The organism is Evansella halocellulosilytica, from assembly GCF_002335745.1.
Classification (GTDB): domain Bacteria; phylum Bacillota; class Bacilli; order Bacillales; family Salisediminibacteriaceae; genus Bacillus_CA; species Bacillus_CA halocellulosilytica.
Genome location: NZ_NIST01000001.1, coordinates 3058697 through 3082800, shown reverse-complemented (window position 1 = coordinate 3082800; position 24104 = coordinate 3058697). Strand labels below are relative to the sequence as shown.

At 36.9% G+C, this 24104-nt stretch carries 28 protein-coding genes and 1 tRNA gene; 8 read left to right on the top strand and 21 right to left on the bottom strand.

Annotated elements, in window-relative coordinates; genetic code table 11:
• The first annotated feature begins 81 nt into the window (after positions 1-81).
• Positions 82-156 (top strand) — tRNA-Gln (locus CD001_RS14750).
• A 170-nt stretch (positions 157-326) separates the two neighbouring features.
• On the opposite strand, the gene CD001_RS14745 is transcribed toward CD001_RS14750, so the two are convergent.
• Positions 327-770 carry a YtxH domain-containing protein gene (locus CD001_RS14745; protein WP_096188435.1) on the bottom strand — a complete coding sequence of 148 codons (444 nt, stop codon included), beginning with the start codon at positions 768-770 and terminating at the stop codon, positions 327-329.
• Between the two features lie 827 nt (positions 771-1597).
• On the opposite strand from CD001_RS14745, the gene CD001_RS14740 reads away from it, so the two are divergent.
• Together CD001_RS14740 and CD001_RS14735 are read left to right on the top strand one after the other, a co-directional pair.
• Positions 1598-2308 (top strand): helix-turn-helix transcriptional regulator, encoded by a 711-nt coding sequence (locus tag CD001_RS14740; protein ID WP_096188434.1) that lies wholly within the window; start codon positions 1598-1600, stop codon positions 2306-2308.
• A gap of 109 nt (positions 2309-2417) precedes the next feature.
• Positions 2418-2663 carry a DUF2626 domain-containing protein gene (locus CD001_RS14735; RefSeq protein ID WP_096188433.1) on the top strand — a complete coding sequence of 82 codons (246 nt, stop codon included), beginning with the start codon at positions 2418-2420 and terminating at the stop codon, positions 2661-2663.
• A 149-nt stretch (positions 2664-2812) separates the two neighbouring features.
• Here the strand turns inward: CD001_RS14735 and CD001_RS14730 are convergent, their stop codons facing one another.
• Both CD001_RS14730 and CD001_RS14725 read right to left on the bottom strand, forming a co-directional pair.
• Entirely contained in the window at positions 2813-3955 is a 1143-nt protein-coding gene (locus tag CD001_RS14730; RefSeq protein ID WP_096188432.1) for a class I SAM-dependent methyltransferase, read from the bottom strand.
• A gap of 189 nt (positions 3956-4144) precedes the next feature.
• Positions 4145-4789, bottom strand: a complete 645-nt coding sequence (locus CD001_RS14725) for an MBL fold metallo-hydrolase (protein WP_306454073.1) — start codon at positions 4787-4789, stop codon at positions 4145-4147.
• A gap of 335 nt (positions 4790-5124) precedes the next feature.
• Here CD001_RS14725 and CD001_RS14720 point away from each other — a divergent pair, with 335 nt between their 5' ends.
• Positions 5125-5310 (top strand): DUF2759 domain-containing protein, encoded by a 186-nt coding sequence (locus CD001_RS14720; protein ID WP_096188431.1) that lies wholly within the window; start codon positions 5125-5127, stop codon positions 5308-5310.
• 78 nt (positions 5311-5388) lie between these two features.
• Here CD001_RS14720 and CD001_RS14715 read toward each other — a convergent pair whose 3' ends face one another.
• The 8 genes from CD001_RS14715 to CD001_RS14680 all read right to left on the bottom strand — a co-directional run bounded on the left by CD001_RS14715 (position 5389) and on the right by CD001_RS14680 (position 12118).
• Positions 5389-6444, bottom strand: coding sequence for an MTH1187 family thiamine-binding protein (locus CD001_RS14715; protein ID WP_096188430.1), 1056 nt, complete (start codon positions 6442-6444; stop codon positions 5389-5391).
• Positions 6445-6464: 20 nt separating this feature from the next.
• A complete protein-coding gene (locus CD001_RS14710; protein ID WP_096188429.1) occupies positions 6465-7052 on the bottom strand; it encodes a hypothetical protein in 588 nt (195 codons plus the stop codon).
• 69 nt (positions 7053-7121) lie between these two features.
• Complete coding sequence (locus CD001_RS14705) at positions 7122-7892, bottom strand: ABC transporter permease (protein WP_096188428.1); 771 nt, start codon at positions 7890-7892, stop codon at positions 7122-7124.
• Between the two features lie 7 nt (positions 7893-7899).
• Positions 7900-8604, bottom strand: coding sequence for an ABC transporter ATP-binding protein (locus CD001_RS14700; RefSeq protein ID WP_096188427.1), 705 nt, complete (start codon positions 8602-8604; stop codon positions 7900-7902).
• Positions 8605-8820: 216 nt separating this feature from the next.
• Positions 8821-9945 carry a YqgU-like beta propeller domain-containing protein gene (locus CD001_RS14695; protein WP_096188426.1) on the bottom strand — a complete coding sequence of 375 codons (1125 nt, stop codon included), beginning with the start codon at positions 9943-9945 and terminating at the stop codon, positions 8821-8823.
• 365 nt (positions 9946-10310) lie between these two features.
• Positions 10311-11273, bottom strand: coding sequence for an ROK family glucokinase (locus tag CD001_RS14690; protein WP_096188425.1), 963 nt, complete (start codon positions 11271-11273; stop codon positions 10311-10313).
• Positions 11274-11360: 87 nt separating this feature from the next.
• The gene (locus CD001_RS14685; protein ID WP_096188424.1) at positions 11361-11552 is read right to left on the bottom strand and encodes a YqgQ family protein; all 192 of its coding nucleotides are present in this window, start codon (positions 11550-11552) and stop codon (positions 11361-11363) included.
• A gap of 47 nt (positions 11553-11599) precedes the next feature.
• A complete protein-coding gene (locus CD001_RS14680; protein WP_096188423.1) occupies positions 11600-12118 on the bottom strand; it encodes a hypothetical protein in 519 nt (172 codons plus the stop codon).
• A gap of 288 nt (positions 12119-12406) precedes the next feature.
• Between CD001_RS14680 and CD001_RS14675 the strand changes: the two genes are divergently transcribed.
• Positions 12407-12799 (top strand): YueI family protein, encoded by a 393-nt coding sequence (locus CD001_RS14675; RefSeq protein ID WP_096188422.1) that lies wholly within the window; start codon positions 12407-12409, stop codon positions 12797-12799.
• 66 nt (positions 12800-12865) lie between these two features.
• On the opposite strand, the gene CD001_RS14670 is transcribed toward CD001_RS14675, so the two are convergent.
• Positions 12866-14326, bottom strand: a complete 1461-nt coding sequence (locus tag CD001_RS14670) for a spore germination protein (RefSeq protein WP_096188421.1) — start codon at positions 14324-14326, stop codon at positions 12866-12868.
• Positions 14327-14468: 142 nt separating this feature from the next.
• On the opposite strand from CD001_RS14670, the gene CD001_RS14665 reads away from it, so the two are divergent.
• Positions 14469-15368, top strand: coding sequence for a hypothetical protein (locus CD001_RS14665; RefSeq protein ID WP_096188420.1), 900 nt, complete (start codon positions 14469-14471; stop codon positions 15366-15368).
• A gap of 39 nt (positions 15369-15407) precedes the next feature.
• Here CD001_RS14665 and CD001_RS14660 read toward each other — a convergent pair whose 3' ends face one another.
• The 9 genes from CD001_RS14660 to CD001_RS14625 form a co-directional block, all read right to left on the bottom strand.
• The gene (locus tag CD001_RS14660; protein WP_096188419.1) at positions 15408-16985 is read right to left on the bottom strand and encodes a rhomboid family intramembrane serine protease; all 1578 of its coding nucleotides are present in this window, start codon (positions 16983-16985) and stop codon (positions 15408-15410) included.
• An 18-nt stretch (positions 16986-17003) separates the two neighbouring features.
• Positions 17004-17732 (bottom strand): HAD family hydrolase, encoded by a 729-nt coding sequence (locus tag CD001_RS14655; protein ID WP_179298756.1) that lies wholly within the window; start codon positions 17730-17732, stop codon positions 17004-17006.
• 178 nt (positions 17733-17910) lie between these two features.
• The gene (locus CD001_RS26455; RefSeq protein ID WP_179298755.1) at positions 17911-18087 is read right to left on the bottom strand and encodes a hypothetical protein; all 177 of its coding nucleotides are present in this window, start codon (positions 18085-18087) and stop codon (positions 17911-17913) included.
• Between the two features lie 72 nt (positions 18088-18159).
• The gene (locus CD001_RS14650) at positions 18160-19116 is read right to left on the bottom strand and encodes an L-lactate dehydrogenase (protein WP_096188417.1); all 957 of its coding nucleotides are present in this window, start codon (positions 19114-19116) and stop codon (positions 18160-18162) included.
• A gap of 109 nt (positions 19117-19225) precedes the next feature.
• A complete protein-coding gene (locus CD001_RS14645) occupies positions 19226-20245 on the bottom strand; it encodes a ThiF family adenylyltransferase (protein WP_257009820.1) in 1020 nt (339 codons plus the stop codon).
• A gap of 16 nt (positions 20246-20261) precedes the next feature.
• Complete coding sequence (locus CD001_RS14640; protein ID WP_096188416.1) at positions 20262-21056, bottom strand: DUF92 domain-containing protein; 795 nt, start codon at positions 21054-21056, stop codon at positions 20262-20264.
• A complete protein-coding gene (locus CD001_RS14635) occupies positions 21044-21610 on the bottom strand; it encodes a 5-formyltetrahydrofolate cyclo-ligase (protein WP_096188415.1) in 567 nt (188 codons plus the stop codon). The genes CD001_RS14640 and CD001_RS14635 overlap by 13 nt, the downstream gene beginning before the upstream one ends.
• Before the next feature lie 182 nt (positions 21611-21792).
• Positions 21793-21942: a 50S ribosomal protein L33 gene (gene rpmG / locus CD001_RS14630; RefSeq protein WP_093047744.1), complete on the bottom strand. Its 150-nt coding sequence runs from the start codon at positions 21940-21942 to the stop codon at positions 21793-21795.
• Positions 21943-22041: 99 nt separating this feature from the next.
• On the bottom strand, positions 22042-22635 hold the full coding sequence (locus CD001_RS14625) for a hypothetical protein (RefSeq protein ID WP_096188414.1): 594 nt from the start codon (positions 22633-22635) through the stop codon (positions 22042-22044).
• A 362-nt stretch (positions 22636-22997) separates the two neighbouring features.
• Between CD001_RS14625 and CD001_RS14620 the strand changes: the two genes are divergently transcribed.
• Together CD001_RS14620 and CD001_RS14615 are read left to right on the top strand one after the other, a co-directional pair.
• A complete protein-coding gene (locus CD001_RS14620; protein WP_096188413.1) occupies positions 22998-23348 on the top strand; it encodes a type II secretion system protein in 351 nt (116 codons plus the stop codon).
• 16 nt (positions 23349-23364) lie between these two features.
• Positions 23365-23895 carry a hypothetical protein gene (locus tag CD001_RS14615; protein ID WP_096188412.1) on the top strand — a complete coding sequence of 177 codons (531 nt, stop codon included), beginning with the start codon at positions 23365-23367 and terminating at the stop codon, positions 23893-23895.
• The last annotated feature ends 209 nt before the right edge of the window (positions 23896-24104 follow it).

The following is a 24104-nucleotide window of genomic DNA, read 5'->3' as shown; positions in this document are numbered from 1 at the left end:
ACCTTCAAAAATCCTTCTTTTTTTTTCAAGAATATCGTATATTTTTTTCTTTTCGAGACACCTTAAAGGATAGTTAGCCAATGGGATGTAGCCAAGTGGTAAGGCAACGGACTTTGACTTCGTGACGCGCAGGTTCAAATCCTGCCATCCCAGCCATTTAAATGATATTGTATTCTGCTGTATGTGACGATATATAATGATGTATCGTGTTCAAAACAGGACTGGACAAGTGGACGACTATTCGAGTCATATTCCAAGTCCAATCAACTTCTGTCGAATCAAGCTAAAAAGGACAGCCATTATTGGTTGTCCTTTTTGTTATGAGGTTATTTACTTTTAAGCTCCTCAACATCGTCCTTTAATCGTTCCCGCGTTTCTTCAATTTCTTGAACGACTTGTTTAGCAAGTTTTTTCCCTTCTTGCTTTTCTGTATCGATCACGTCTTTAACGTCTTGAGCTAAGTTATCTCCCATATCTGAAGCCTTCTGTGCCACACCTTGGCTTTTATCTGTAAAACGGTCCCATTGATCTTTAGCCACCTTTGACCACTCGTCAGACTTTTCCTTTACAAGCTGAGAATATTCGGTCCCTTTTTCTTTTGCTACGTTCGTTATTTCAACGGTTTTGTCCTTTGCAGTGGAAGCTTTTTCATTAATGTCTGATCGCAATTCTTTGCCTGACTTTGGTGCCATCAGCATCGCTGTTGATGCTCCAACGATCCCCCCAACAATCGCACCAATGACAAAGTCTTTCGTATCCATTTTACTCATTTGACATCCCTCCTACAATTTTCTATACATAGTTCCATATTAGACATAGTTCCATATTAGTATCTCTTTTCCTCCTTTTATTTTTTATTAAACATTTCTTTTAATAACTATCCGCCCATAAAACCGGCGTTTTTAAATTCGCCCAATAAGGGCGCTTTACCACGAGTCCCTTAAGGGACCTTATTTAAATTGGTCCGTGTCATTAGTTTTTCGAGAATATACCTTTTCATAAATTCGAAATCGCTATAGGCGGACGCTTTCACTTGTTCGAATTATCAATAAAACAATAATCTATGGAAAAGAGCCTAATAAGAAAAGCGCTGCCTCTTCCTCTTCTAGCATCGCTCTGTCAACCGGGAAATACGCCACGTCCTGAGGCATGCCCTGCATTAGGACGTCCTGTCCGTCGAGGCAAATCGCTAGATCAGACCTTCGGCTCCCCCCCCCCCGCGTCCTGCGGGGACGCCGAAGTCACCACATCCGTGTGGAAGCTCGTGATGTAAATGCTCTTTGGGGCTACCGACATAAAGAAGTCCGAACTTAGACTTCAAGTGACGGGGTGAAGCGACCTCGTACAGATGGTGCCTTTCACAGCCTATTCGAAAATAACTCTGAAGTGTATCCGTCAAGCAGGCAAAAATGATACCTATCGTAGTGAAAACGCTCATTGGAGCTAGACAACGATCAAGAAGTTAAATTATATGTTTCTTACCTTTATGAGAAAAATGTATGTGAACATCTTGTGAAATCTTTTTAAAATACAAACTAAACGTTTGAATACTGTAATATAATGGAGACAGTACATACCCCTTAGGAGTGAGCCGTTCATGGAACAGCAGACATTAAAGATTACAGGTGTATTATCAGACCCGACGCGATTTTCCATCTATCAATACGTAACGAAACAGCACAGAGAGGTAACTGTTCAGGAAATTGCAGACGTGTTTAACATTCATCCAAACGTAGCAAGGCTCCATTTAACAAAGCTGGAAGATGTTAAGCTGCTATTTTCTGTTACGAAGAAAACCGGAAATGGCGGTCGCCCGAGTCGGTATTATCAGTTATCAGATGAAGTTGTCAGTCTGCAGTTTCCCTATCGAGATTATAAGCTCTTATCTGAAATCGCGATTCAATCTTTAGCTTCTCTCGGTAAAGAAGGTGAACAAGTTCTTATTAAAACTGGAGAGAAATTTGGTTATATGTTGACAGAAGATTTTGTTCGTTCTCTCGAACAAAACATTCATAACCTCACTGCTCAAGAAAAGATTCATTTAATTGAGAGAATCACGTTAAACCAAGGTTTAAATCCGGAAATCAACTATGATAAGGAAAAAAATGAAGTTGTATTTCGTATTTATAACTGTACATTTAAAGAAATCGCTAAAACAAATCATGCGATTTGCAAAATGCATTATGCACAAATTCATGGAATGTTTAAGTATTTTTTTGGGGATGTTACACTTAAACAACAATCAAATTTACTACACATAGATGATTTTACGTGCACATACAAAACAGTTCTCTTACCAAAAGCGTGAGTTTATTCTCGATTATATTTACAAAGGACTTTATTCGTTTTATAATAAAGTGAACTGTTTTCGCACATGATCATTTTTATGTGTAGGTACATAAAAGGAGGGAAGCGTCGTGGATCGCATGTTCCGTGTACTAGGCTTCTGGACTGGAATGATGGCTGTTTTATTTATGGTTGGAGACATGCATGAAATGGCGATCTTGTTCTTTGGACAAACGGGAGCTTTTATTGCTCTTAGCTATTTAAAACTGTCTGAACGAACATATATTTACATTTTCGCCGCATATTTAACTTTGTTCTTCGTCGGATTTACATACTATTCGACATTCATTATGGTTCCGGAAATCGGTGGCCACTAGAAGCATAAAAAGAGCGCTTAGTTATAACTAGCGCTCTTTTTTATTATTCGTTTTTTATTAATAATATATATTACGATTAAAACGTTGGCAACACTTGTCCACTCGCCTCGATCTAACATTATTGTCGAAGCAAAGGCATTTGCGCAATATTATATTTTATAAGGATCTTCCGTAAACAGAAGATACTGCTTTGTTTGATGTAATTGTTTTGTCTGAATGTTCACTTGGAATGATGAGCTAATTCCCCCAGGATGAACAAACGACTGAATCGCTCGGTTACGTTTATAATCTTCCGAAAATGGGGTGAGGTTCATGCTGGTATTATGAGAGAGAAATCGAAATATACCTGCATGCTTTAAAAATCGATCTTGAGTATCATGATACAGTTTAAGCCAGCCAAGCTCTTCTGCAATCATATTAAAAGCATCCCATTGAACATGAAAGGTGAGATCCATCTTTCCAATATGTTTTAGTGGGTCAGCCACCATCTCGTGGTGATAGTAACCTCTTAATGAGCCTTCACGGTGTTCAGGCTCAGTCCATTCTTCATTCGTATATCCATAATCGACAGTGATGAGTGCCCCTTTACGAATCCATCTACTTATATCGATTAACCACCTTTTCATATTCAAACAAATTTCGATCCGGTGCCCGTCAGGTAAGTCTGTTGGTCCATAATGACTAAGCCACTCATCAAGGGAGACATTGCTGCATTTAACAGCTATTTCTTCTAGACTTCCATTATCATTATTCTGAACCATACACTCAAAAAGAGTTCCATCTTTTTTTTGGACGACGTGAATAGGAAAAGCATCAATGAACTCATTTGAAAACAAAATTCCTTCTCCATTTGGAAATTCCCTTTTAACGTCCTCGAAACTTTCAAATAAATGGACTTTACTCGTGTAATCTTTTAACTTTTCCTCTAATATACTTCGATGAAAAGAACTTGCTTCAATAATAATATAGTTCATTTGATCATAAATGAATGGCTCATATTCGTAAAAGTAACGAAGGATGCTAAACGCAAAGCGCCCATCCCCAGCCCCCCATTCAATGACCATTGGTAAAATCGCTTCTTTATGAAAGATATCTGCGAAAAATCGTCCGAACGTTTCCCCAAAAACAGGATGTACATGATTACTCGTATAAAAATCCCCTTGCTTTCCTAGTTTATCTTCATTACTCATGTAATAACCTATATCTTCATCATATAATGCACAATTCATAAAAGTTGCATAACTCCAAGGACAATCTGCTTTTTCACGAAGTTTTCCGACAAACTTCTCCATATTTCACTCTCCCTGAAATTGATTTAACACTGTTGACATAGTGTTTATGTCGAATTATAATGAAAATGTCAGTAAAACAATGATCTCGGGAGTTCCCCCTCCCCCCTCAAAGTTCATTGATACTTGATTAACTCCCCAAACGACCTTCTATTTTGCAATAGGAGGTCATTTTTTTATTTAATTTTTTCACTACCAACCAAAGCCGTTAATAAATGGATTCGTCTCTTTTTCTGCACCGATTGTCGTCACAGGCCCATGACCATTCGCGACTGACGTATCATCAGGAAGTGATAACATTTTATGATGAATCGTATCCATTAATGTCCCTTCATCTCCACCTGGTAAATCTGTGCGGCCTACGCCTCCTCTAAAAAGAACATCTCCAGAGAATATAACAGCTTGTTCTGGAAAATAAAAAGAAATACTCCCTGGAGAATGACCAGGTGTCTCGTAAACTTGGCAATGAAAGTCACCGATTTCAAAAGGGCCTTCCTTTGCAATGATTTGATCAGCTTTAGCTGCTCTGATTGGTTCAATACCAGGAAATAATCCAGATCCATTTAATTGAGGATCTGTTAGCCATTCTTCCTCATTTTTATGTAAAAACACTGGGATTTTATATGCTTCTCTAACATCCTCAACGCCGCCAATATGATCAAAATGGGCATGAGTTAACATAATTGCTTGAGGCTTAAGCTCTTCATTTTTCAACCATTCAACAAATGACTTGCCATCACCACCTGGATCTACGATTAATGCGTTCTTTTGTTCGTTATAAATCACATAACTATTCGTCTGTAATGGACCTAAAGGAATCTGTTTCCATTCCATCATTTATCTCCTCCTTTCTTTTATTTTACTACGACCAACAGCGAAAAAACAAAGTGTGAAATAAATGTGAACATTTTTCGTCGCTGAACATTGCATTCAGCTTGATTGTGTATAATCATTGGATTTTACCATTCAAATTCATATCATTTATCATTAGTTTCCCTCGACAAACAAAAGAAAAAGAAGTAAAATATAAAATGTATTTTATTGATATACTAAGTGTGAGCTTTACAGAAATGACCTAACTATTACATGAATGTTCAAACATGTAGTCAAATTCATACATAACGATTTGGGCAATCATGAAAAGTACTACATAGTCGAAGGAGGTTGACAAAATGGAATTAGGAATTATTACTCTTCTAATTGCCATTCTTTCTGCGATTGGATTAGTTAAAGAGCTAAAACGTAAAAATTTCTTTGCTGTTGGTTTTGCTGCAGTAACGGTTGCAGTTTTCGGATGGTTTGCAGTCATGACACTATATTCAATCATTTTCACTGGCGGTGGCGGTACAGTAGCCTAATACCAATCAAACATTTAAAAAAGAGGGTGTCCCAAGTGCTTCTGGTGACCCCTCTTTTTTTCGTTGCTTCTTTATTTATTATTCATTTTTCTTCGCTAATTCAATCTGTTGGTTTACTGCTTCTACTTTCCCTTTCATTGAGGATGGCTTATCCCTTCTATCATCTATCCGGATATTTGTAGCTACCCTTTTATAACCTAATTTAAATGGTACTTCATGGATCTCCCTCACCATATGTAACAAGTCTTCAATGTCACCTTCGATTAACGTGCTCATAGGAGTTAATTGTACATAAATATTTTTATCCGTTTCTTTTAGTAAGCGATGGATTTCAGCAACAACTGGAGAAACACTCGTTGTATTTGCCCCTAAAGGAATGACTGTAATATCTGCAATAGCCATTTTCCGCTCCTCCTTTCTATGTCTCACTCTATAAGAAAATTCTTTTAACGCTAGTCTGCGATATGATCGAATGGCTGTTCGAATATGCTTGTCTTCAGGATCTGTTGTTGTTATATGCTTTTGAAGCCAATAAGACATTGATAAAAGTACTTTTTTTACATTCGTCAATTTCATTCGATTTAACCAATAAGTTGCTAACGGCCAAAGTAGAACAGATATATATGTTGCATACTCAAGTGCTACTACGAAATTTATCCTTTGGAAACCGATGATTACGGCTGTGATCATCGGTACTAGTAAGAAAAATAATAGCACACTATTCGTTGAACAAAATCTATTTGTGATCTTTGCTTCTTTAATTTCTTGTTTATTTCTAGTCGAAATGATCCCTCTATAACTGAAAACTTTATGTTCAGCACCATGGTATTTCTTTAGCTCATTCGGAAACCAAAAATGTGTGCCGAAGAAAAAATAAATAATCGTAAAATGGGGAAGACCGACTGCCCCTGCCAAGCCGAATTCATGGAAAACAATTGCAATGATCCAAATAGAACAAAATATGTAATACCATAACGGCATTGAGAAGAAAACAAGTTTCCCAATTAAAAGATATGTAGACAAGCTTAGCGGTTTTAACCAAGATTTTAATAGCCCATTTTCTTCATAAGTACACGATACATACTTTTTTCCAATAAACAAAATCCCTTTTTGAAACGATAATCCTTTGACCAAGCCATCCCCCCCCCTTGCTTTTACTCAATATGAACCGAACGCCTTATCGTCCATACATCCGGAGACTGCTCCTCTTCGATTTTGGCTGAAACATCATCATTTTCTTCAAGCTTAAACGGTTCGTCACCCCAATGATGGTAATAGCGAACTTCTAATTGATCCATTTCATTCGAGCTGTCAAAAAGTGCCCGAACTTGACCTTGAGGACCGTACATTTCCTGATCTATCCTTTCATTCGTAAAAATAAAGGCTATTCCGTGTTCTGTATGTACAAAATTCGTTTCTTCATCTATCACTTCACTTCCTTGTAACAATTGAAGCTCTGCCTGCTCCCAGGAAGTATCAATTGGTTCCAATTGCTCGTCAACTACTGCAAGCTCAATAATTCCTTCGCCTTTTAACCCGTCACTCGGAAGGTCGTTCCACCTCCAATTTAAATCAGCTTCTATTTCGTTCTCATTTGCAACTGCTGTCATATCAATTTGAATATTCTCGTCTAAATCATGATTTGAGACGGTTTCTGTTTGCTGAATAATAAAATAACCAAATATAAATAACCCTATCATCACGATAGTTGGAATGATGATGACAATAGCATTCCCTTTCATTTGATCAATCTCCTTTATGTTCAAGTCAAGCTGAGGTGTAACAAATTTTTGACTAAAGATAAAACATGATTATTCATCTTTTACACCGACAAGCTGCATCTTATCATTAAAGAAAAAACGATAAAAAATAAGCGTAACAAACATGGCACTTAACGATACGGACGCAAATATACTTAATGAAATAACTATTTGGTAGCGAATCGCTTCAATAGGAGCTACTCCCCCTAAAATAAGACCAGTCATCATACCTGGTAATTGCACAAGTCCAATCGTTTTAAGTCCATCTACATTAGGAATCATCGCTGCTTTTACAATTTTTCGAACGAGTATTTTAGAAGCTTGTTTTGGTTCGGCACCTAAAGCTAAAGCTGCAACAATTCTCCCTTTTCCTTCCTTAAATTCGCTTTTCATTCTCTCCAATGCTAAGCCGATTGCGACCATACTGTTTCCAATGACCATCCCGCTCATCGGAATAACTTGATCTGGCTGAAAATTAATCATATCAAACCCGATCCACATCGCCAAAACGAGAAGCTCAACACTTAAAATAACGAGAAAAATGACAAGCTTAACAAAAGGAACACCTGTTCCTTTTTTACTAGCATGAAAAGTAGCTACTATAATCATCACGGTAAGCATGAAGGATATCCCTATTAGCGGCGGTAAAGAAAATAAATATGTAAGAACATACCCAATGATAAACAGTTGAACGACTCCGCGAAACGATGACCACATAATCGAACCACTCAACCCTAATGCGTACAAATATGATAATGAAACTGGGATTAAGATAAAGAAAATTAACAAAAACATCGACATATTTGAAATTTCAGGTGCCAACAGTTCATCACCTCTTTAAAAACGACTGTAAATCTTCACTTTTTGGTTGATCGAATAATTTACTCGTATCACCTTGTTCAACGATCATTCCTTCATTCATGTAAAACGTTCTGTTTCCTAATCGTTTTGCTTGATTAATATCATGAGTGACCATGAGGATCGCTTTGACTTTTTTTGGTACAATTTTTAATAAAAATTCTTCTATAACTTCGACTGTTTTTAAATCTAATGCACTTGTTACTTCGTCTAACAATAATACATCTGGTTTATTCGCAAGTGTTCTAGCAAATGCAACTCGCTGTTTTTCTCCTCCAGAGAGTTCATCAACTGGCTTTGTTAAAAAATGTTCTGGAAGTTCAACAATCTCTAACAATTCTTTTCCGCGACTATCCTCCCATTCATCAAACAATTTTGGGCCATATTTAAGGTTATCTTCTACTGTTCCTTCAAAAAGAGAGGACGATTGAAATACCATCCCGATTTTTTTACGAAGTTCTGGAATCGAATAACCATTTATGTTTTTCCCTTCAGAAAAAATCTCCCCTTCAAGTGGGTCAACTAATCGATTTAACAGCATAAGTAAACTGCTTTTCCCTGCTCCTGAGGGACCTATAAGTGTAATGATGTCTCCTTCCATTAACGTGAAGTTTACACCTTTCACTCGTTCAGATGACACATTATTCACGTCAATGATGGCATTTTGATGATTCATCTCGCTCACCTACAAAACATATAGTCAGAAATAGCCTATCCCGCTCATAGCTAGTATACCCCGCATTGGATCTTTGAGCAAAAAGTACAACATTACTCGTTGCGCTTGTACGAAGAAAAAAGAGGCTGTCCCTTTTGAGGACAACCCCAACCTATTCAACACTAATGAAAATATTGATACTTTTCATTAATAGTTGTTATATCTCATGTCCGTTTATTAAAATATTAGTAAATCCCATTCCTTCCCAGATCTAGTAGAAATAACTTTTTCTAGCTGCTGTCCCTTAAGCAGCCAAAATCCATCTGGTGAGACGACCATTGGTTCTTGGTTTTTAACATTATCCATAATCGTTTCTTGTTTACCATCGTTTAATTGGATGGCATGTAAATCAAATCCTTCATTATATTCATAAACATCGCCATGCTCTTTCGGATGAAAATAATAAAAATAGTCTTCTGAGTAAGTGAAATAAGGAATCCACCATTCACTTGAGTAAGTCATTAACGTATCGACATCCCAAGAAAAAAGTGGCTTTTGATTGTCGTATTCATAAACTTGATAAATGGAAGAATGAGGATTATCTTCATCCATTTTAACCGTTACGTACTTATGATCATATAAACTGAAATACGTAATAACATTTCTTTGCACGACCGGGTTATCATCATTATCTCCATGGAGTACCCATTGTTTAATGGGTGCTTCAAAACCAACAGTATGGTCTTCCCATGCTAAATAACTCAACTCTTCTTCATTTAACCATTGCACATAGTATGGGGCATCAGTATCTGTATGTAGTGATCCATCTCGTAAGTTAACAACGTGTAAAGAAGAATGAAAGTCTTCATCCATCTCTCCGATAATAACCGTATCTTCTGAATATGGATTCCAGTATACATCAAAAGAAATCCCTGTATTCTCCCATGCATACACAAGATTCCCTTCTCGGTCAACAAATTGCAAGTCTGAACTGTTTGTAATTGGTACAGTATGAATAGCAAAAAACTCTTGATCTTTACTAGCTTCAATTTTGGCAATAGGATCTTCATACTCATAAAACAATTCACTGCTTCCACTATAAATATGATGTTTATATATTTTAGAAACTCCACTTTCGTCAGATAAATATAGGAGATGCTCTTCATCATACCATCCACTCACTTCAAGAAAATTATATTCATTCACTTGAATTGGATGGATCGAAAAAGCTAACTCCGCCGACGGTTTTTCAGATAAACTTATTTGCTTCGTATTACTAGAATAATCAGAAGCTGTAAGCTCTGGCTGATTACACCCAGTTATGAAGAACACCACAAGTAATAAAATAAAAATGTATTTCAATCATTCCTCACCCTTAATAAGACTTTGCAGTTTCACTTTAACAATCGTTTGATAAACAAAACTTGGCTTGTCGTTAAAATGGTTCTCAGCAAGCTAATTGTGCTTGCCTAGAAACTCTTATGCTTTCGTGAAAGCCTTAGTTGCAGCTATACGATTATCAATTCTGATAATAAGAAAAACGCAAGGCGCATGCCTACCGTGCAATCTACCGCTTGTTAATCAAACTCTCATACAAAACAAAACACAAGTTTTTTCTATTTAATAGAAAAACCAAGTTCCCTTCGAGTTAAGAAGAAAACGTTGGTCTTATCTTACTGTCGTCATTTATTGTCCATGTACACGATCACGATCGAACTATTTATTGATTAAGGTGTATTTTCCTTTGCTAACCAAGCAGCTCCAATTACGCCTGCATCATTGCCTAATGTCGCAATCCGAATAATCGTATCTTGTCCAATCTTCGGGATCGCGTATTTTTTAAACTCAGTTTCTAGCTGTTCAATGAGAAAGCTCCCTGCCTTCGATACACCGCCACCGATCACGATCGTTTTAGGATTTAACGCATTTGCTAAATTAGCTAATGTAAAACCTAAATAGCTCATTGATGTATTTACAACTTGTTCAGCCAGTTTATCATGACTTTTTGCAGCATCAAAAATATCCTTCGCAGTTAACGTCCCTGTCTCTTCAAACACTTCTTGTAACCTTCCGGACGGATTTGCTTGCAATGCTTCTAACCCTAATCGAGTAATTCCAGTTGCTGAAGCGACTGTTTCAAGACAGCCTGTTTTTCCACAGTTACATGGGGCACCACCAACTGTTACAGAACTAATATGACCAATTTCCCCAGCCATTCCACTTTCACCATGGATAATTTCCCCTCCTGCAATAACACCGCCACCTACGCCAGTACCGAGTGTTACGGCAAGGAGATTTTCTGCTCCTTCACCAGCACCTTTCCACATTTCTCCACCAGCTGCTAAGTTGGCATCATTATCAACAAACACGGGAAGCTGTGCCGCATCTTCAAGAGCCTGTTTTAAAGGGTAGTCTTTCCACCCGATATTTACAGCTTCAATTATTTTTCCGTTTACCACATCAATAAAACCCGGTGCGCCAACACCGATCGCTATTAACTGATCGGCTATTTCTTGCTCGTTACTTTTTTCATTTATTGATGCGGAAATTTGCTTAACAATGTTTTTTCCTTTACCAGTGCGGTCTGTAGGAATTTCCCATTTATAATGAATTTCTCCTCTTTCGTCAATGAAGGCGGTTTTTATAGTTGTTCCACCTACATCAACCCCCACATAGAATTTCTTATTCATATGTATCATCCTTTTAACATCAATCTTTCTCTACTTTCATATTGTACCATGTTCATCGCAATTCAACATCGCTATTTCAATAAAATATTATTGTTTAGTGGCTCTCGTTTCCTTCATAATGGCGAGTCTAGCTTTTTTATATTCTTCATCATCAATCATTCGATGTTCATATAAATCTTTTAATTCATCCTCCATTAACAGCAAATCTCCAGAACGATCGCCCGTATAAATAATCGTCCCAAATTTCTTTAGTAACTGCTGAACTTCAAAAAATGTCATTGATGTCTCCTTTAACTTTTCTATGTTATTGGTGTTTCGGTGTAAACTTATATTAATAATAATTTAAAAACCCCTAAAAAAACAAATATCAATAACGGAAAATAAATCACGACAGACGAAAACTTAAACAAAATCTTTAATTTATAAATTATCCATAATCCAATGACGATTGCGAATAAAAAGAATGGGAAGAAAAAAAGAAGAAGCCATGCTGATAGACCAATAGCTGCAAATTCGATCCCTAGTATAAAAAAGAAAACAGAAAGTAATACCCAATGAATAAAACCTTTCATCGGAAAATATCCGTACGAAGGATGGAACTGTTTAAAAAAGAAAATAACTAACAGTAAAGATAAGAAAAACAACAATATTTTCGTTAAAAATATCGGCAGCCAGCTAAAAAATGCTGCTCCAATTAACACCCCAAACCAAAATGATCCAAAACAAACGCCAGCGATTATAAACAAAAATATGGGAAGAGGATACCAAACCTTAACCGATGCTAAAGAACCGAGTGCTATGCCTGTTAAACCAATAATAAATAGCATAAAGAAAAAACCGCCCATGTTTATCCCTCCTGCTTCTAATCTATGAAGGAGATATAGAAAAAAGGACAAGAATTTCTTTTGCTCGTAAAGGTTTTCAATTGATATACTATATAAAGATTCCCGTTACTAACGGTCCAGTTGGAACAAGAACATGACAACTTTCATGATATCCCAAGAAAAGCGCAAGCTCCTTTGGTTATCGGCGAAGCTCGTGCCTGCTAGTCTAGACAGCAGTCGAGAAATTGAAATTTTATACTTTCTTATATTTTTTTTTAAAAATAATAACAGATGAGAAGAGGGAGCAAAATGTCACAAGATAAACTTGAAGAAGTCCTTCAAAAGGGAATATACGGTTCACCCGAGATTAGACCTGAAGAACGAAAGCTATTTTTAAGCACAATTGCCGAAAGGGTTTATTTAGCCCTTACGAATACACAAGTTCGTCAAAAAGGGATGTATGATGAAGTGGAGCGGTTGTTACGAACGAAAAATAATATTCATTTATATATTAATGGTTCATTAAATTATCCTTCCTATTCAAACTATGTCCAAGCTGCAAATAAACATTCTGTACCATTTACTGTCGTTAGTGACGGGCATGACAGTCCGATTGGCATCGTATTAGCCTCCTCACATGCTTTGGAAAATCAAGAGGACATTTTTATAAAAGATGATGCATTTGATTATAATCATGACTAAAATGATAAGAGGATCCACGTAACCTTCGTGAATCCTCTTTTTTTGATTTGTTACTGCCTGTTCCATTTAGCGATCCGGATCAGCCGGGTGGATTGCACGTGGGCGGCGATTTTTTAATGGCATTGGTGCCCGAAAGATAACATCACGAAAACTGCGACCATTAAACGGAATAAATGGCCAAAAATAAGGAGTATCGTAAGCCTTCATTGAAACTAATAACATGACTAACAATAACGAACCGATCATATATCCTGGTACGTGAAAAATGGCAACGATTAATAATAGAGTCATCCGAACAATCCGATTTGCTAAACTCATTTCATAACTAGGTGTTGCAAACGACCCTATAGCTACAATCGCTAAATATAACACGACTTCATGTGAGAACAACCCTACTTCTATCGCAACTTCTCCTATTAAAATCGCAGCAACAAGCCCTAGTGCAGTCGCAAGTGCTGAAGGTGTATGAATAGCTGCCATCCTTAACATTTCAATCCCCATTTCAGCTAACACAAATTGAGCAAATAATGGGACTTGACCAATATCGTTAGGACCGATATATGCCAAATGATTAGGAAGTAACTCAGGATTTTCAGCAAATAAATACCATAGTGGAAGTAAAAAAACAGACATCCAAATGGCAGCAAAACGAACAAAACGTAATGCACTGCCTACAATAGGCTTTTGTCTGTACTCTTCTGCATGTTGTAAATGATGCCAAAACGTTGTAGGCGTAATGATTACACTTGGAGAACCATCTACCATCACTAACACGTGACCTTCAAACAAATGAGAAGATGCAACATCAGGTCTTTCCGTGTATCGTACGAGTGGATATGGATTTTTATGTTGGCCGAAAATATATTCTTCTATCGTTTTATCTCCCATCGGTAATCCATCAGTATCAATTTGTTTAAGCGCTTGCTTCACATATTGTACAAGTTCAGCATCGGCTATATCTTCAACATAAGTTAAACATAAATCTGTATGCGATCTTCTCCCTACTCTTATATATTCATTTCGTAACGTACGATCTCTTACTCGTCTCCGGATTAACCCTGCATTGAATACAAGCGTTTCAACAAAACCATCTTTTGAACCGCGGATAACTTGTTCTGTATCAGGCTCTTCAGGTCCACGTACAGGATACTCTCGGGTATCGATAATAATGATTCTATTATATCCTTCTATAACTAAAGCTGCTGGACCTGATAACACTTGAATAACTACTTCTTCTAAATCTATTTCTGTTTCTAATTCAATGTATGGTATTCGTGACTTCGTTAAGTTTTCAACGATATCAATATTTTCACCTTGAATGTTTATATGATTCAATTCTCTTTGAATTTGTGTAATGGCTTCATCTTTAGCAAACCCATCAACTGTAAAGATCGCCATTTCAATTCCATCAAAAGATAAATCGAGATGAACCAAATCAAAACTCTTATCAACACCTAATTGATCTTTTAAATAAGTAACATTCGTTTTTAAGTCTGTTGAAGCTGGTCTTTGTATTACGTCCGACATGTTTAGTCCCCCTCTTTATCATTGTTTGTCAATGGTTAAGAATCCATTCAGCATACAATCGCTGTTAAATTTTTTGGAATAGGAGGAATTCATCTCACATATAAACTAGTAGACATGCTTTGCTTGTGAGAGGAGTAGACCAATGTCAAAAACGAAGAAACGGACGATCATCCTTATTTTAAGCGCCTTTATTGCTGCAATAATAATCGCATTATATCCTCACTTCTCGAAAAACCCGATGCGTGAGGCGTTTATTTATTTTCCAGAAGATGATCAAATTCAATTTACTGATGCATTAACTTCTGTAAATTTAGTTGATACAAAGGATGAGAATGAATATTACTTAAATTGGAAAACTCAATCATCTACAAATGAAAAGGCATACTTACGACAAGACATCGGATTTATTTTTGAAAATGGAGTATTAGTAAATACTCAAAATGAATGGGAAGAAAAAACGAAGAAAATGAAAAATAATATAACGATCCATGGTGAAGACAGCGGAAAATATGAAGCTATTACATTTCATTATGCAGAGGTGCATTACCCAGATGACGTGATTAAAAGTAAACAAGCGATGAGTAATGATTTATTATATGTCATTGACACACCGCTTTCACCGTTAATGGACTTTAAAATACCCGAAACTGCGAATGAAAAGAGAGGACAAGAACTGTTAGATTCAATCATTGATCAGCAATTAACTTATACAATTGATGGATTAATTGAAGAATTTAATATTAATCATGATTCTTATTATATTTTTCCATTAATCGATATTGTCCAGTTTCAGGAATCTCCTCTCCCATCATTTACACAAGAAGAAACGAATGCGGTTATTGGTCGTCTTTGGGAAGGATTGTACAGATATTATTTATTAGGTACAAATACGTTTACCGAAGAAACGTATGATCCAATCGGAAATACGATGCCGTTTATTTTTTTGAGTTATGATCGTACCCATTTAATGGTGTTATATGAAACGAGCGATAAATCAGGTCAGCAATTATTGCAGTTAATTCCAGACGAAGAAGGGAACTAAGATTTTCAGTTTGTATAAACAAATTTGCAGAAAAAAGAGCTAAGACGCTTCAATATGACGACTTAGCTCTTCTTCAAGTTCAATCGCTTGCTCATGGTCAGGATTTAATTCTTTTGCCACTTGCAGCTGCTCGTATGCACGTTCATACTTGCCTTGATAATAATAAACGACAGCAAGGTTATATTGACCTTCGAAAAATTCAGGTGACAACTCAACCGTATTCTCTAAATAGCTCTCAGCTTCACCATAATTTTCTACAGTGATTTCGATTGAACCGAGCTGAAAATAACTTTGAGCTAACAGCTCTTCGTCACGAACCGACTCTGAGTGGACGACACGTTCGAAATACGGGCGTGCCTCTTCAAACTGATCACTTCTCATATGCTCAATACCTATTTGGTAATAGACAGCATATGAATCACCAGTTTCTTCTTGATCATAAGCATAATATAATAGGGCGGTCAGTGCAGCGATTCCTCCAAAGAATGCTAGGAGCTGTTTCAACTGATTTTTATGCTTCGGCAGCCCAACAATGGCAGAAGCGACAAATCCACCGACTAATCCACCAATATGTGCCCCGTTGTCGACCATCGGTACCATAAACCCGAATGCTAAATTAATCACTAAAATAACAATGACATTCATTCCCATCGTTCTAAAAAACAATCGGCGATAGCGAAACCCAAAGTACAGTAACGCTCCGAAACAACCAAAAATTGCCCCACTTGCACCTGCTGAGACATTTTCATTGAAAGCAAAACTTGCAACAGATCCTGATAATCCAGCAAGAAAATAAATGAGAATGAACCTTGTCGTTCCAAAAATACGTTCAACGGCTCCTCCTAAATAAAATAGTGCTAATGAGTTCATAAATAAATGCAGTATTCCAATGTGTAAAAACATCGCAGAGAAAAACCGCCACCATTCACCTTCTAAAATGAGCGGATTGAATTTTGCTCCAAAAGTAATTAATGATTGCGGATTTGTCGATGATCCGAAATGTTCAACGACTGCATACATCACCAATATACAGCTTATCATGATATAAGTAAAAACAGGTTTACCATAAAAGAAAAGCTTACGTTCATCTTCATGCCTTTTTTCTGATGATTGTTGAACAGCATAACGTAAAGACCTAAGCATCGACTCTTCCTCTTCGACACTCTCTGGCTCAATAAAAGTCGGCATAGCATGGAGCTTCCATTCTGTCGCTAAGGGAAAAAAAGTATTTGTGAGGGCATCCAATGTGACAAGAATCGTTCGTTGCTGCTGTTTCCCCCCAGCTGAAAACGGCAGCGGTTGATCTACTGTTTGGGAATAGTCATCTACTGGAGGATAAGGTGAAATGATCACATTTACGACATTCGCTTGCCGTAATCCAAGCTGTTTTCGTACTTGCCTTGCACGCTCGTGAGTCTTTTTCACATCTGCTTTTAACTGGTTACTCCAATCAAGATCTTTTTGAGCTAATCGAATGATTTGGTAAGGCTCCTTACGATCATCCTCAATCCAAACCTCATTAGAATGTTCACTTATATGTATAACTCTCATCTTTTCTTTTACGACAAGGTGATAAACAATTTCCCAAAACCTCAGGGATAATGTCAGTCTATTCATTCGTTAACCCCCGACCCTTTAAACTAATAGTTCGTTGTATACATCTATTAAAGATTGACATTCGATAAATGGTTCTACTGCAGAATTTCTTTCTTCATTTCTCGAATTCAAAAAGATAGCTTCCCAGCCAGCTTGTTTAGCTCCTTCAACATCGTGTTTCCAAGAGTCGCCGATAAATAACAGCTGATCTGGTCTTAGTTTCATCCTTTTTTCTGCAATACGAAAAATCTCTGTTGAAGGTTTCACAACTCCTACTTCTTCAGATACAATGATGTTGTTTTCCGGTATCCATTTACCTGCACCTATTTTTTTCACTTTTCCGTATTGTGTGTCTACCATCCCATTCGTGATAATCCCTAATTGGATATTTCTATTTTTTAAAAATGATAACAATTGTTCCATTCCTGGATAAGGTTCACTGAAATCATCGACGATGTTGTAATAATATTCGTGAAACAAATCCGCATGCTCATGACTGGATGGCAATTTGAATGCTTCCATCGTTTTCATAAACCGTAATCTTCGATAATCTCTCCCGGTAAGCTCTTTACTTTCATACATACTCCAATATCGATCACTGTTCGATTTAAAAACATTAAAAAAATCGTTAAACGAAATAGGATCTTCCTTCATTTTAACAACATTTGATAAATAATGTTCAAAAGATGCTTTTATTGCATGTTTAAATGCTTTTTCATGACTAAATAATGTATTATCTAAATCAAAACAAATCCCTTCCCATTTCACAAATATTCACCTCTCCACCATATTATATCAACGATTATTCGATATTTCGAAGAATTATCTCCCTTTTTATTTAATTAGATAATAATGAAAAAACTAATGTACAAAAGGAGTGTTTTTCATCCTCTGTTCCTAAGGAATCAAGGCGTAAAAAACGTATACCCTTTATACATTAGTTCTTTTATCTGATCATCTGGTACATCATACGTTCGCGAACTCCTGGTATTCGCATCACAAATGCAATCGATAATCGTCGTATCCATTTTCTGGACAAAAAAAGGTTTAACAGCGTGTACTTATAGCGATTTACTGCGAAAAACGCAACAACCACGAATAGAAACCCAACCCAACGTTGCATGTTGAATTCGCCTCCTTTAAACTTAGGTTGTCAAAGGAGGCTTTTTTTTATTCGCTGACCATTGTTTACCATCTAGTGCTTAAAGACAGGAGTCATTGCTTCTTTCAATACACCTGCTGAATGAGTAAGCTGCTGCTGTTCTTTTTCATTCAACTCAATTTCAATAATCCGTTCTATCCCTTTTTGATTGACAACCGCTGGTACCCCAATGTATACATCTTCTAACCCATATTCACCTCTTAACATTGTCGAAACGGTTAAAATCGAGTTTTCATTTCTTAGAATCGCTTTTGTCAATCGTACAAGTCCCATTGCAATCGCATAGTGTGTAGCACCTTTGCGTTCGATAATGTGATAGGCGGCATCACGAACATTTGCAAAAATATGATCTAACTCTTCTTTCGCTGCATCACGTTTATGATTTTTCATGTAACGCTCAATAGATTCGACTCCGATTCGTGTCTGACTCCAAACTGGTAACTCCGTGTCACCGTGTTCTCCAATAATGTAGCCATGAATATTTCTTACATCAATATTAAAGTACTGACTTAGCAAAAACCTAAAGCGCGCTGTATCTAATATCGTTCCTGAACCAATGACACGCTCCATTGGAAGACCACTAAACTGCCAAGTCGCATACGACAATATATCAACAGGATTTGTGGCAACAATAAAAATCCCATTAAATCGTGATTGCATAACAGAACAAACGATACCTTTAAAAATATTTACGTTTTTCTCAATTAAATCTAGTCTCGTTTCACCTTGTTTTTGATTCGCCCCCGCGGTTATGACGACGACATCAGCTTTCTCACAATCAGAATAATCACCAGCCCATATTTTCATAGGAGACCCGAACGGCAAACCGTGATTCAAATCCATTGCATCTCCTTCTGCTTTCTCTTTATCCATATCAATTAAGACCAATTCATCCGCGATGGGCTGATTCATCAATGAAAAGGAATAGCTTGACCCGACATAACCTGTCCCAATCACAACGACACGAGTTGTTTTATTTTCGTATCCCATAAGCACATTCACCTTCCTTCATCATTTCACTACAATTAGATTGTACACTTTTTCACAACACACAACTATGTTTCGGTAGATGAAATGGCAATTTTGACAATTTATTCGGCTACATTCCTATGTATTTAGAAAATAACGATTTAGCCCTTGCTATTTCTTCGGTTCCTTGGATAAGGACACGCCCATCCGGAAACAGGATAAGTGTTTCACCTTCTTGTAAATGTGCTCGTAACAAAAATGGTGTTTCTTTCACTTCAGCTACAGCTCGTAACCGTTCGTTCCAAACAGATAAATTAAGACCTTTATTCGTTAAAAATTGTATCGTCTCCCTCCCACACAGCGTAGTGATGTGATCACTATCAGCTTCAGTTAAAGTAGGATATTGCTTCAGCTGACAGGTCGGGCAATGTTCATGGACTTCCTTCAGTTTCATTTCGAATGAATCATTCTCCCATATGTCAAATGTCACCAAATTACTACGTAAAGCATGTTTGTTGGCAGTTAATAATTTTAACCCTTCTATCGCTTGAATACTGGCAACGATATCAACAACAGGTGATAACACGCCAACCGTATCACACGTTTGACCCGCTCCATCATAGGTCGGAAACATACAGCGTAAACACGGGGTCTCGCCAGGAATAAAAACGGCATTCATTCCTCGTGAACTCACAGCCCCTCCGTAAATAAATGGGACACCAAATTTATAGGCAACATCATTTAATAAATACCGAGTACGGAAATTATCTGTCCCATCCATAATTAAGTTCACGTCATTCATAAATGATTCAATGTTATGAGCATGAATGTCTGTCACATGCCCTTCAATTTTAATCGAAGTATTCAATTTCTTTAATGCTCGTTCTGCCGCTACCGCTTTTGGCAATAATTGATCAGCATCTTCTTCATTAAAAAGCAGTTGACGCTGCAAATTACTTTTTTCCACATAATCACGATCACAAAACACGACATGTCCGACACCTGCTCTGACAAAATGGTTCGCGATAACGGTTCCGAGCGCTCCCATTCCAACGATCAATACTTTCGCACGACTTAACATTTCCTGCCCTTTTTCACCTACTGGTTGAAATAACATTTGTCTTGAATATCGGGACCAATCTTGACTCAATAGCTTTCCCTCCTATTTATATGAATGAAATATACAGCCAAGAAAACAAGACAGCTGAAGCAGTACACACGTGATTCGTTACATCATTCGTAAAAAAATGAATTCCTCTAATTTTTACTGAAGGATGATAGCAATGTACTCCTTTTTCCGTTACATTTCCACATACAGAGCAACGATACAATACTTGGAACGTTCCGCCAATGATCGTATCAATATATTGAGCTACAAAGCCAACCAATGAAGTAAACACTACAAAATAGACGGTAATTTCAAAGGTAAGAAAGAGGAGATTAAAAGACCAGGCAATGATACTAATAAATATAGCACCTAGCATAGCTCCGACCGTCCCAATGATCGTCATACCGCCAGACTGTCCGTGCTCTAATCGATCAAAGGTTAGAAAATGTCTTGGTTTTGACCGGCTCAACCTGCCTGCTACAGACGCCCAAGTATCACTATTAGCGGCTGATATTGTTGCAACAAAAGCGAATAGCCAGCCTGCTGCATCTGTTAATCCATATAACAATGCACATACTGCAGCCCAGCCGCCATTAGCAAGTACTTGTGCAGCATCACGTTTTTCACCTTTCAATTCAAACGTGTCTCCACTCCCCTGTACAACCTTTCCTATGAGAGATGACGAAATAAAAAATGCCCCTAAAACAATTAAACCAAAAAATGATAGACTGAAACTAATTACACAACCTACCACAATGGCTGCATACATACCACTTTTCGTGAGGGATTGTTTGTAATAAGCTCCTAAAGCTAACAGGCAAACACTAATGAACAAGATGATCATTGTGTACATGAGATCAAATCTGACTCCGTTATGATCGTTCTTACTGGAATGTCATGATCTTCATGAGGAACTTCATGAACCATTTGGAATTCATAGCATAGTGCACACGTCTCTAAATGATTTCGAGCTAGAAAACGGTCATAATAACCACCTCCATAGCCTATTCGATACCCGGATTTATCAAATACTAACCCGGGAACGATGAGTAACTGAATATTTGCGGGCTCAATACGTTCGCATTTATCCGGATTCGGTTCTTTTAATCCATAAAATGAGTCTTCTAGTTGGCTAAAAGATGTTAAATGATAAAAGTGTAATTGTTTACTGTTAGGTTCGCACTTAGGAACGACAACCCTTTTTCGCTCTTGCCAGCATTTTTCAATCAATGTATATGTATTTACTTCACTTCCAACAGAAATTGTCGTTCCAATGACATCCGCTTGATGCCAGCCAGACCACTGATATAATTGCTCGTGGATTTTTTTTGTCTTTGTATGTCTTTCACGTTCAGATAATTGATGAAAAGATGCCTTCATCCTTTGTCTTAATTGTAATTTATTCATGAAAATCCATCCTTTTTGATCTCATTTTTACTTGTAGTTTATCATAGTTTCATTGTTATGAAAGCTAATAGCTCTGTACGTGTTACCTTATTTTGAAGAATAATACGTCCATTTTTTCGTATTGGTTCATCGGAAATGATAAAAGAAAGGAAAAAAAATAAGCAGAAGGAAATTTCCTCTGCTTACTTCGTTTCGCGGTGTAATGTGTGACGACCTAAACGTGGGCTATATTTTTTAAGCTCCATACGGTCTGGGTTCGTACGTTTATTTTTAGTCGTAATATAGTTGCGATCGCCTGTTTCAGTACATGCTAAAGTAACTTGTACACGCATTGTTATCCCTCCAAACATCATATCTTACTCATACCTTTAAAATAATAGCAGAACATGAACAGATATTCAAGAGAAAGAATATTCCGACTCTTCAGCGTGTTAATGTACTTTTTTCACTGCCAACACCTTTTCATAATGATTATGCAGTTTTTCAATTTCACAGATCTCCTGATTTGACAACTCCCAATCATATACGTATGTGATTCCTTTAGGTTGAATGTTTAATCGATACTCCATTGCCCAACCGTCACTTTCATTTTTTAATGGTTGAAACCTGATCGGAGATTGATCGTTCCAAACCTCTAAATTTACTGACTCAGTATGGAACTTATTCGCCTTCCCTTCGATGGATGCGCCGCCGTATAAATGATACTTTTCACCATCATACATAATAATCGCTTCTTTTGTCGGTGAAAAATAGACGAGCGGCTTTACCCCATCCGAACGTACATGGCAATGAGCTAATATTGATATGATCATAGGCTGATCAGTGAGGCTTCTAATAAACAGCTTGTTCAATTTTTTCCCATGGGCTGATTGAACTAATTTAATATATTTCCATTCAATTAACTCAGATTTTGCTTCGTAATAATGATCGAATTGATTAGGGTATATTTTCTCCATCCATGTGTCATTTACTTTTAATACGATCTCTTTTAATATATTAATTGATGCTGATTGAATTACACTCACGCTATCCTCTCCTCTCGCTTTTTTATATTCAACCGAATCTATTTACTTTTCAACCAATTACATTTTCGATATAAATTAATCTTACCTATGATGAGCGTCTTCAACAAGAAGGTATTTTTGTCATTAATTGTCACAGTGCTGCCATGACAAGTTAATCAATGATAAAAAAATCTATTTTCCGATTTCACAAAAAGATATCGAACAAGATTCTACAAAATACCCAGGACTTTCATAGCTTATGCTGACAATGATTTTAGTATATTTTAGATATTGTCGAATTACCAAAAAAGAAGGTATTCACTAACGGCCGAGTTTTTTATATGATAGGTTTATGTTAAAAGATTGTTGGAGGGAAAAACATAATGGAAACACTAATTATTATTTTATTTGTAACCGCAATTTTGTTGTTTGTCTTATCATTCTTTCGAAAAGACCCAGCAAAAGAAATGGAGAAACAACTTGAAAACTTCTCTATTCAATTCATGCAAGAGCTTTATCAAGTAAAGAAAAAAGTCGAAGTACTGGAAGAAGAATATATGATTCCTTCTACCTCTCCTTCAAGCGACGAAACAGAAAGTAAACTAAATAATAAGCCGTTGACACGTGACGATGTGTTAAGCATGTATGAAGAAGGTTATTCAGTACAGGAAATTGCAAGTTTTACAGACAAAAGTGAACAAGAAATCGAAGAAATACTAGCGAATGTTTCGTAATGAGGAGGAACAATAAATGGCAAGTAACCAAAAGCTTCGAGGTATTGCTGCTGGTATCTTTTTAGCGACTAGTGCATTTTCCGCTACATATTACCTTAGTAGTCCCCAAAATACAGAAGAACAAGCTCGTGCAATATCAGAAGAAGAAGCAATGGCAATTTTAGAAGAATCATACGTTATTTTAGCTGACGATGAATATAACGACATGACAGATGAACTGTCTTCATTAAGAGTAGAAAATGACGAGTTAGTAGAAACACAAGATGATCGTGACGAATCAGATAATGAGCAAGAAGAAAACGAAGAGTCGTCAGATGAATCAAATGAAGGGGATATCATTTATCAAACGATTATAACAGTCCAACAAGGGATGACTTCTGGAGATATCGGCAGTCAATTAGAAAGATTAAATATTATCGATAACGCACGCGATTTTGAAACAGCGGTTTCTGACATGGGTGTAGAAATGCAGATCCAGTTAGGAGAAACTCGTGTTTCCAGCGATATGTCGATTGAAGAGATGGTTGAAGCAATTACTTCGCAATAATGAATTGAATAATAGTAACTATCCGCCCGTAAAACGGGCGGTTTTAATTTCCCCTTATAAGGGCACTTTACACCAGAGTTCCTTATGAACCATATTAATATAGTCTGTGCCAAAAGTATTTTGAGGACATCCCTTTTCATAATCATAGAATTCGAAATCGCTATAGGCGCACGCTTTCACTCCAGAGTACAAGTGCGACATCTACTCGT

Coding starts and splice junctions, on each gene's coding strand:
- CD001_RS14615 (WP_096188412.1), top strand. CDS start 23,365: ATGGCAAGTAACCAAAAGCTTCGAGGTATTGCTGCTGGTATCTTTTTA.
- CD001_RS14700 (WP_096188427.1), bottom strand. CDS start 8,604: ATGAATCATCAAAATGCCATCATTGACGTGAATAATGTGTCATCTGAA.
- CD001_RS14635 (WP_096188415.1), bottom strand. CDS start 21,610: ATGAATAAATTACAATTAAGACAAAGGATGAAGGCATCTTTTCATCAA.
- rpmG (WP_093047744.1), bottom strand. CDS start 21,942: ATGCGTGTACAAGTTACTTTAGCATGTACTGAAACAGGCGATCGCAAC.
- CD001_RS14620 (WP_096188413.1), top strand. CDS start 22,998: ATGGAAACACTAATTATTATTTTATTTGTAACCGCAATTTTGTTGTTT.
- CD001_RS14740 (WP_096188434.1), top strand. CDS start 1,598: ATGGAACAGCAGACATTAAAGATTACAGGTGTATTATCAGACCCGACG.
- CD001_RS14660 (WP_096188419.1), bottom strand. CDS start 16,985: ATGAATAGACTGACATTATCCCTGAGGTTTTGGGAAATTGTTTATCAC.
- CD001_RS14640 (WP_096188416.1), bottom strand. CDS start 21,056: ATGTACACAATGATCATCTTGTTCATTAGTGTTTGCCTGTTAGCTTTA.
- CD001_RS14670 (WP_096188421.1), bottom strand. CDS start 14,326: ATGTCGGACGTAATACAAAGACCAGCTTCAACAGACTTAAAAACGAAT.
- CD001_RS14650 (WP_096188417.1), bottom strand. CDS start 19,116: ATGGGATACGAAAATAAAACAACTCGTGTCGTTGTGATTGGGACAGGT.
- CD001_RS14745 (WP_096188435.1), bottom strand. CDS start 770: ATGAGTAAAATGGATACGAAAGACTTTGTCATTGGTGCGATTGTTGGG.
- CD001_RS14710 (WP_096188429.1), bottom strand. CDS start 7,052: ATGAAAGGGAATGCTATTGTCATCATCATTCCAACTATCGTGATGATA.
- CD001_RS14725 (WP_306454073.1), bottom strand. CDS start 4,789: ATGATGGAATGGAAACAGATTCCTTTAGGTCCATTACAGACGAATAGT.
- CD001_RS14720 (WP_096188431.1), top strand. CDS start 5,125: ATGGAATTAGGAATTATTACTCTTCTAATTGCCATTCTTTCTGCGATT.
- CD001_RS14730 (WP_096188432.1), bottom strand. CDS start 3,955: ATGGAGAAGTTTGTCGGAAAACTTCGTGAAAAAGCAGATTGTCCTTGG.
- CD001_RS14665 (WP_096188420.1), top strand. CDS start 14,469: ATGTCAAAAACGAAGAAACGGACGATCATCCTTATTTTAAGCGCCTTT.
- CD001_RS14690 (WP_096188425.1), bottom strand. CDS start 11,273: ATGAATAAGAAATTCTATGTGGGGGTTGATGTAGGTGGAACAACTATA.
- CD001_RS14680 (WP_096188423.1), bottom strand. CDS start 12,118: ATGGGCGGTTTTTTCTTTATGCTATTTATTATTGGTTTAACAGGCATA.
- CD001_RS14685 (WP_096188424.1), bottom strand. CDS start 11,552: ATGACATTTTTTGAAGTTCAGCAGTTACTAAAGAAATTTGGGACGATT.
- CD001_RS26455 (WP_179298755.1), bottom strand. CDS start 18,087: ATGCAACGTTGGGTTGGGTTTCTATTCGTGGTTGTTGCGTTTTTCGCA.
- CD001_RS14675 (WP_096188422.1), top strand. CDS start 12,407: ATGTCACAAGATAAACTTGAAGAAGTCCTTCAAAAGGGAATATACGGT.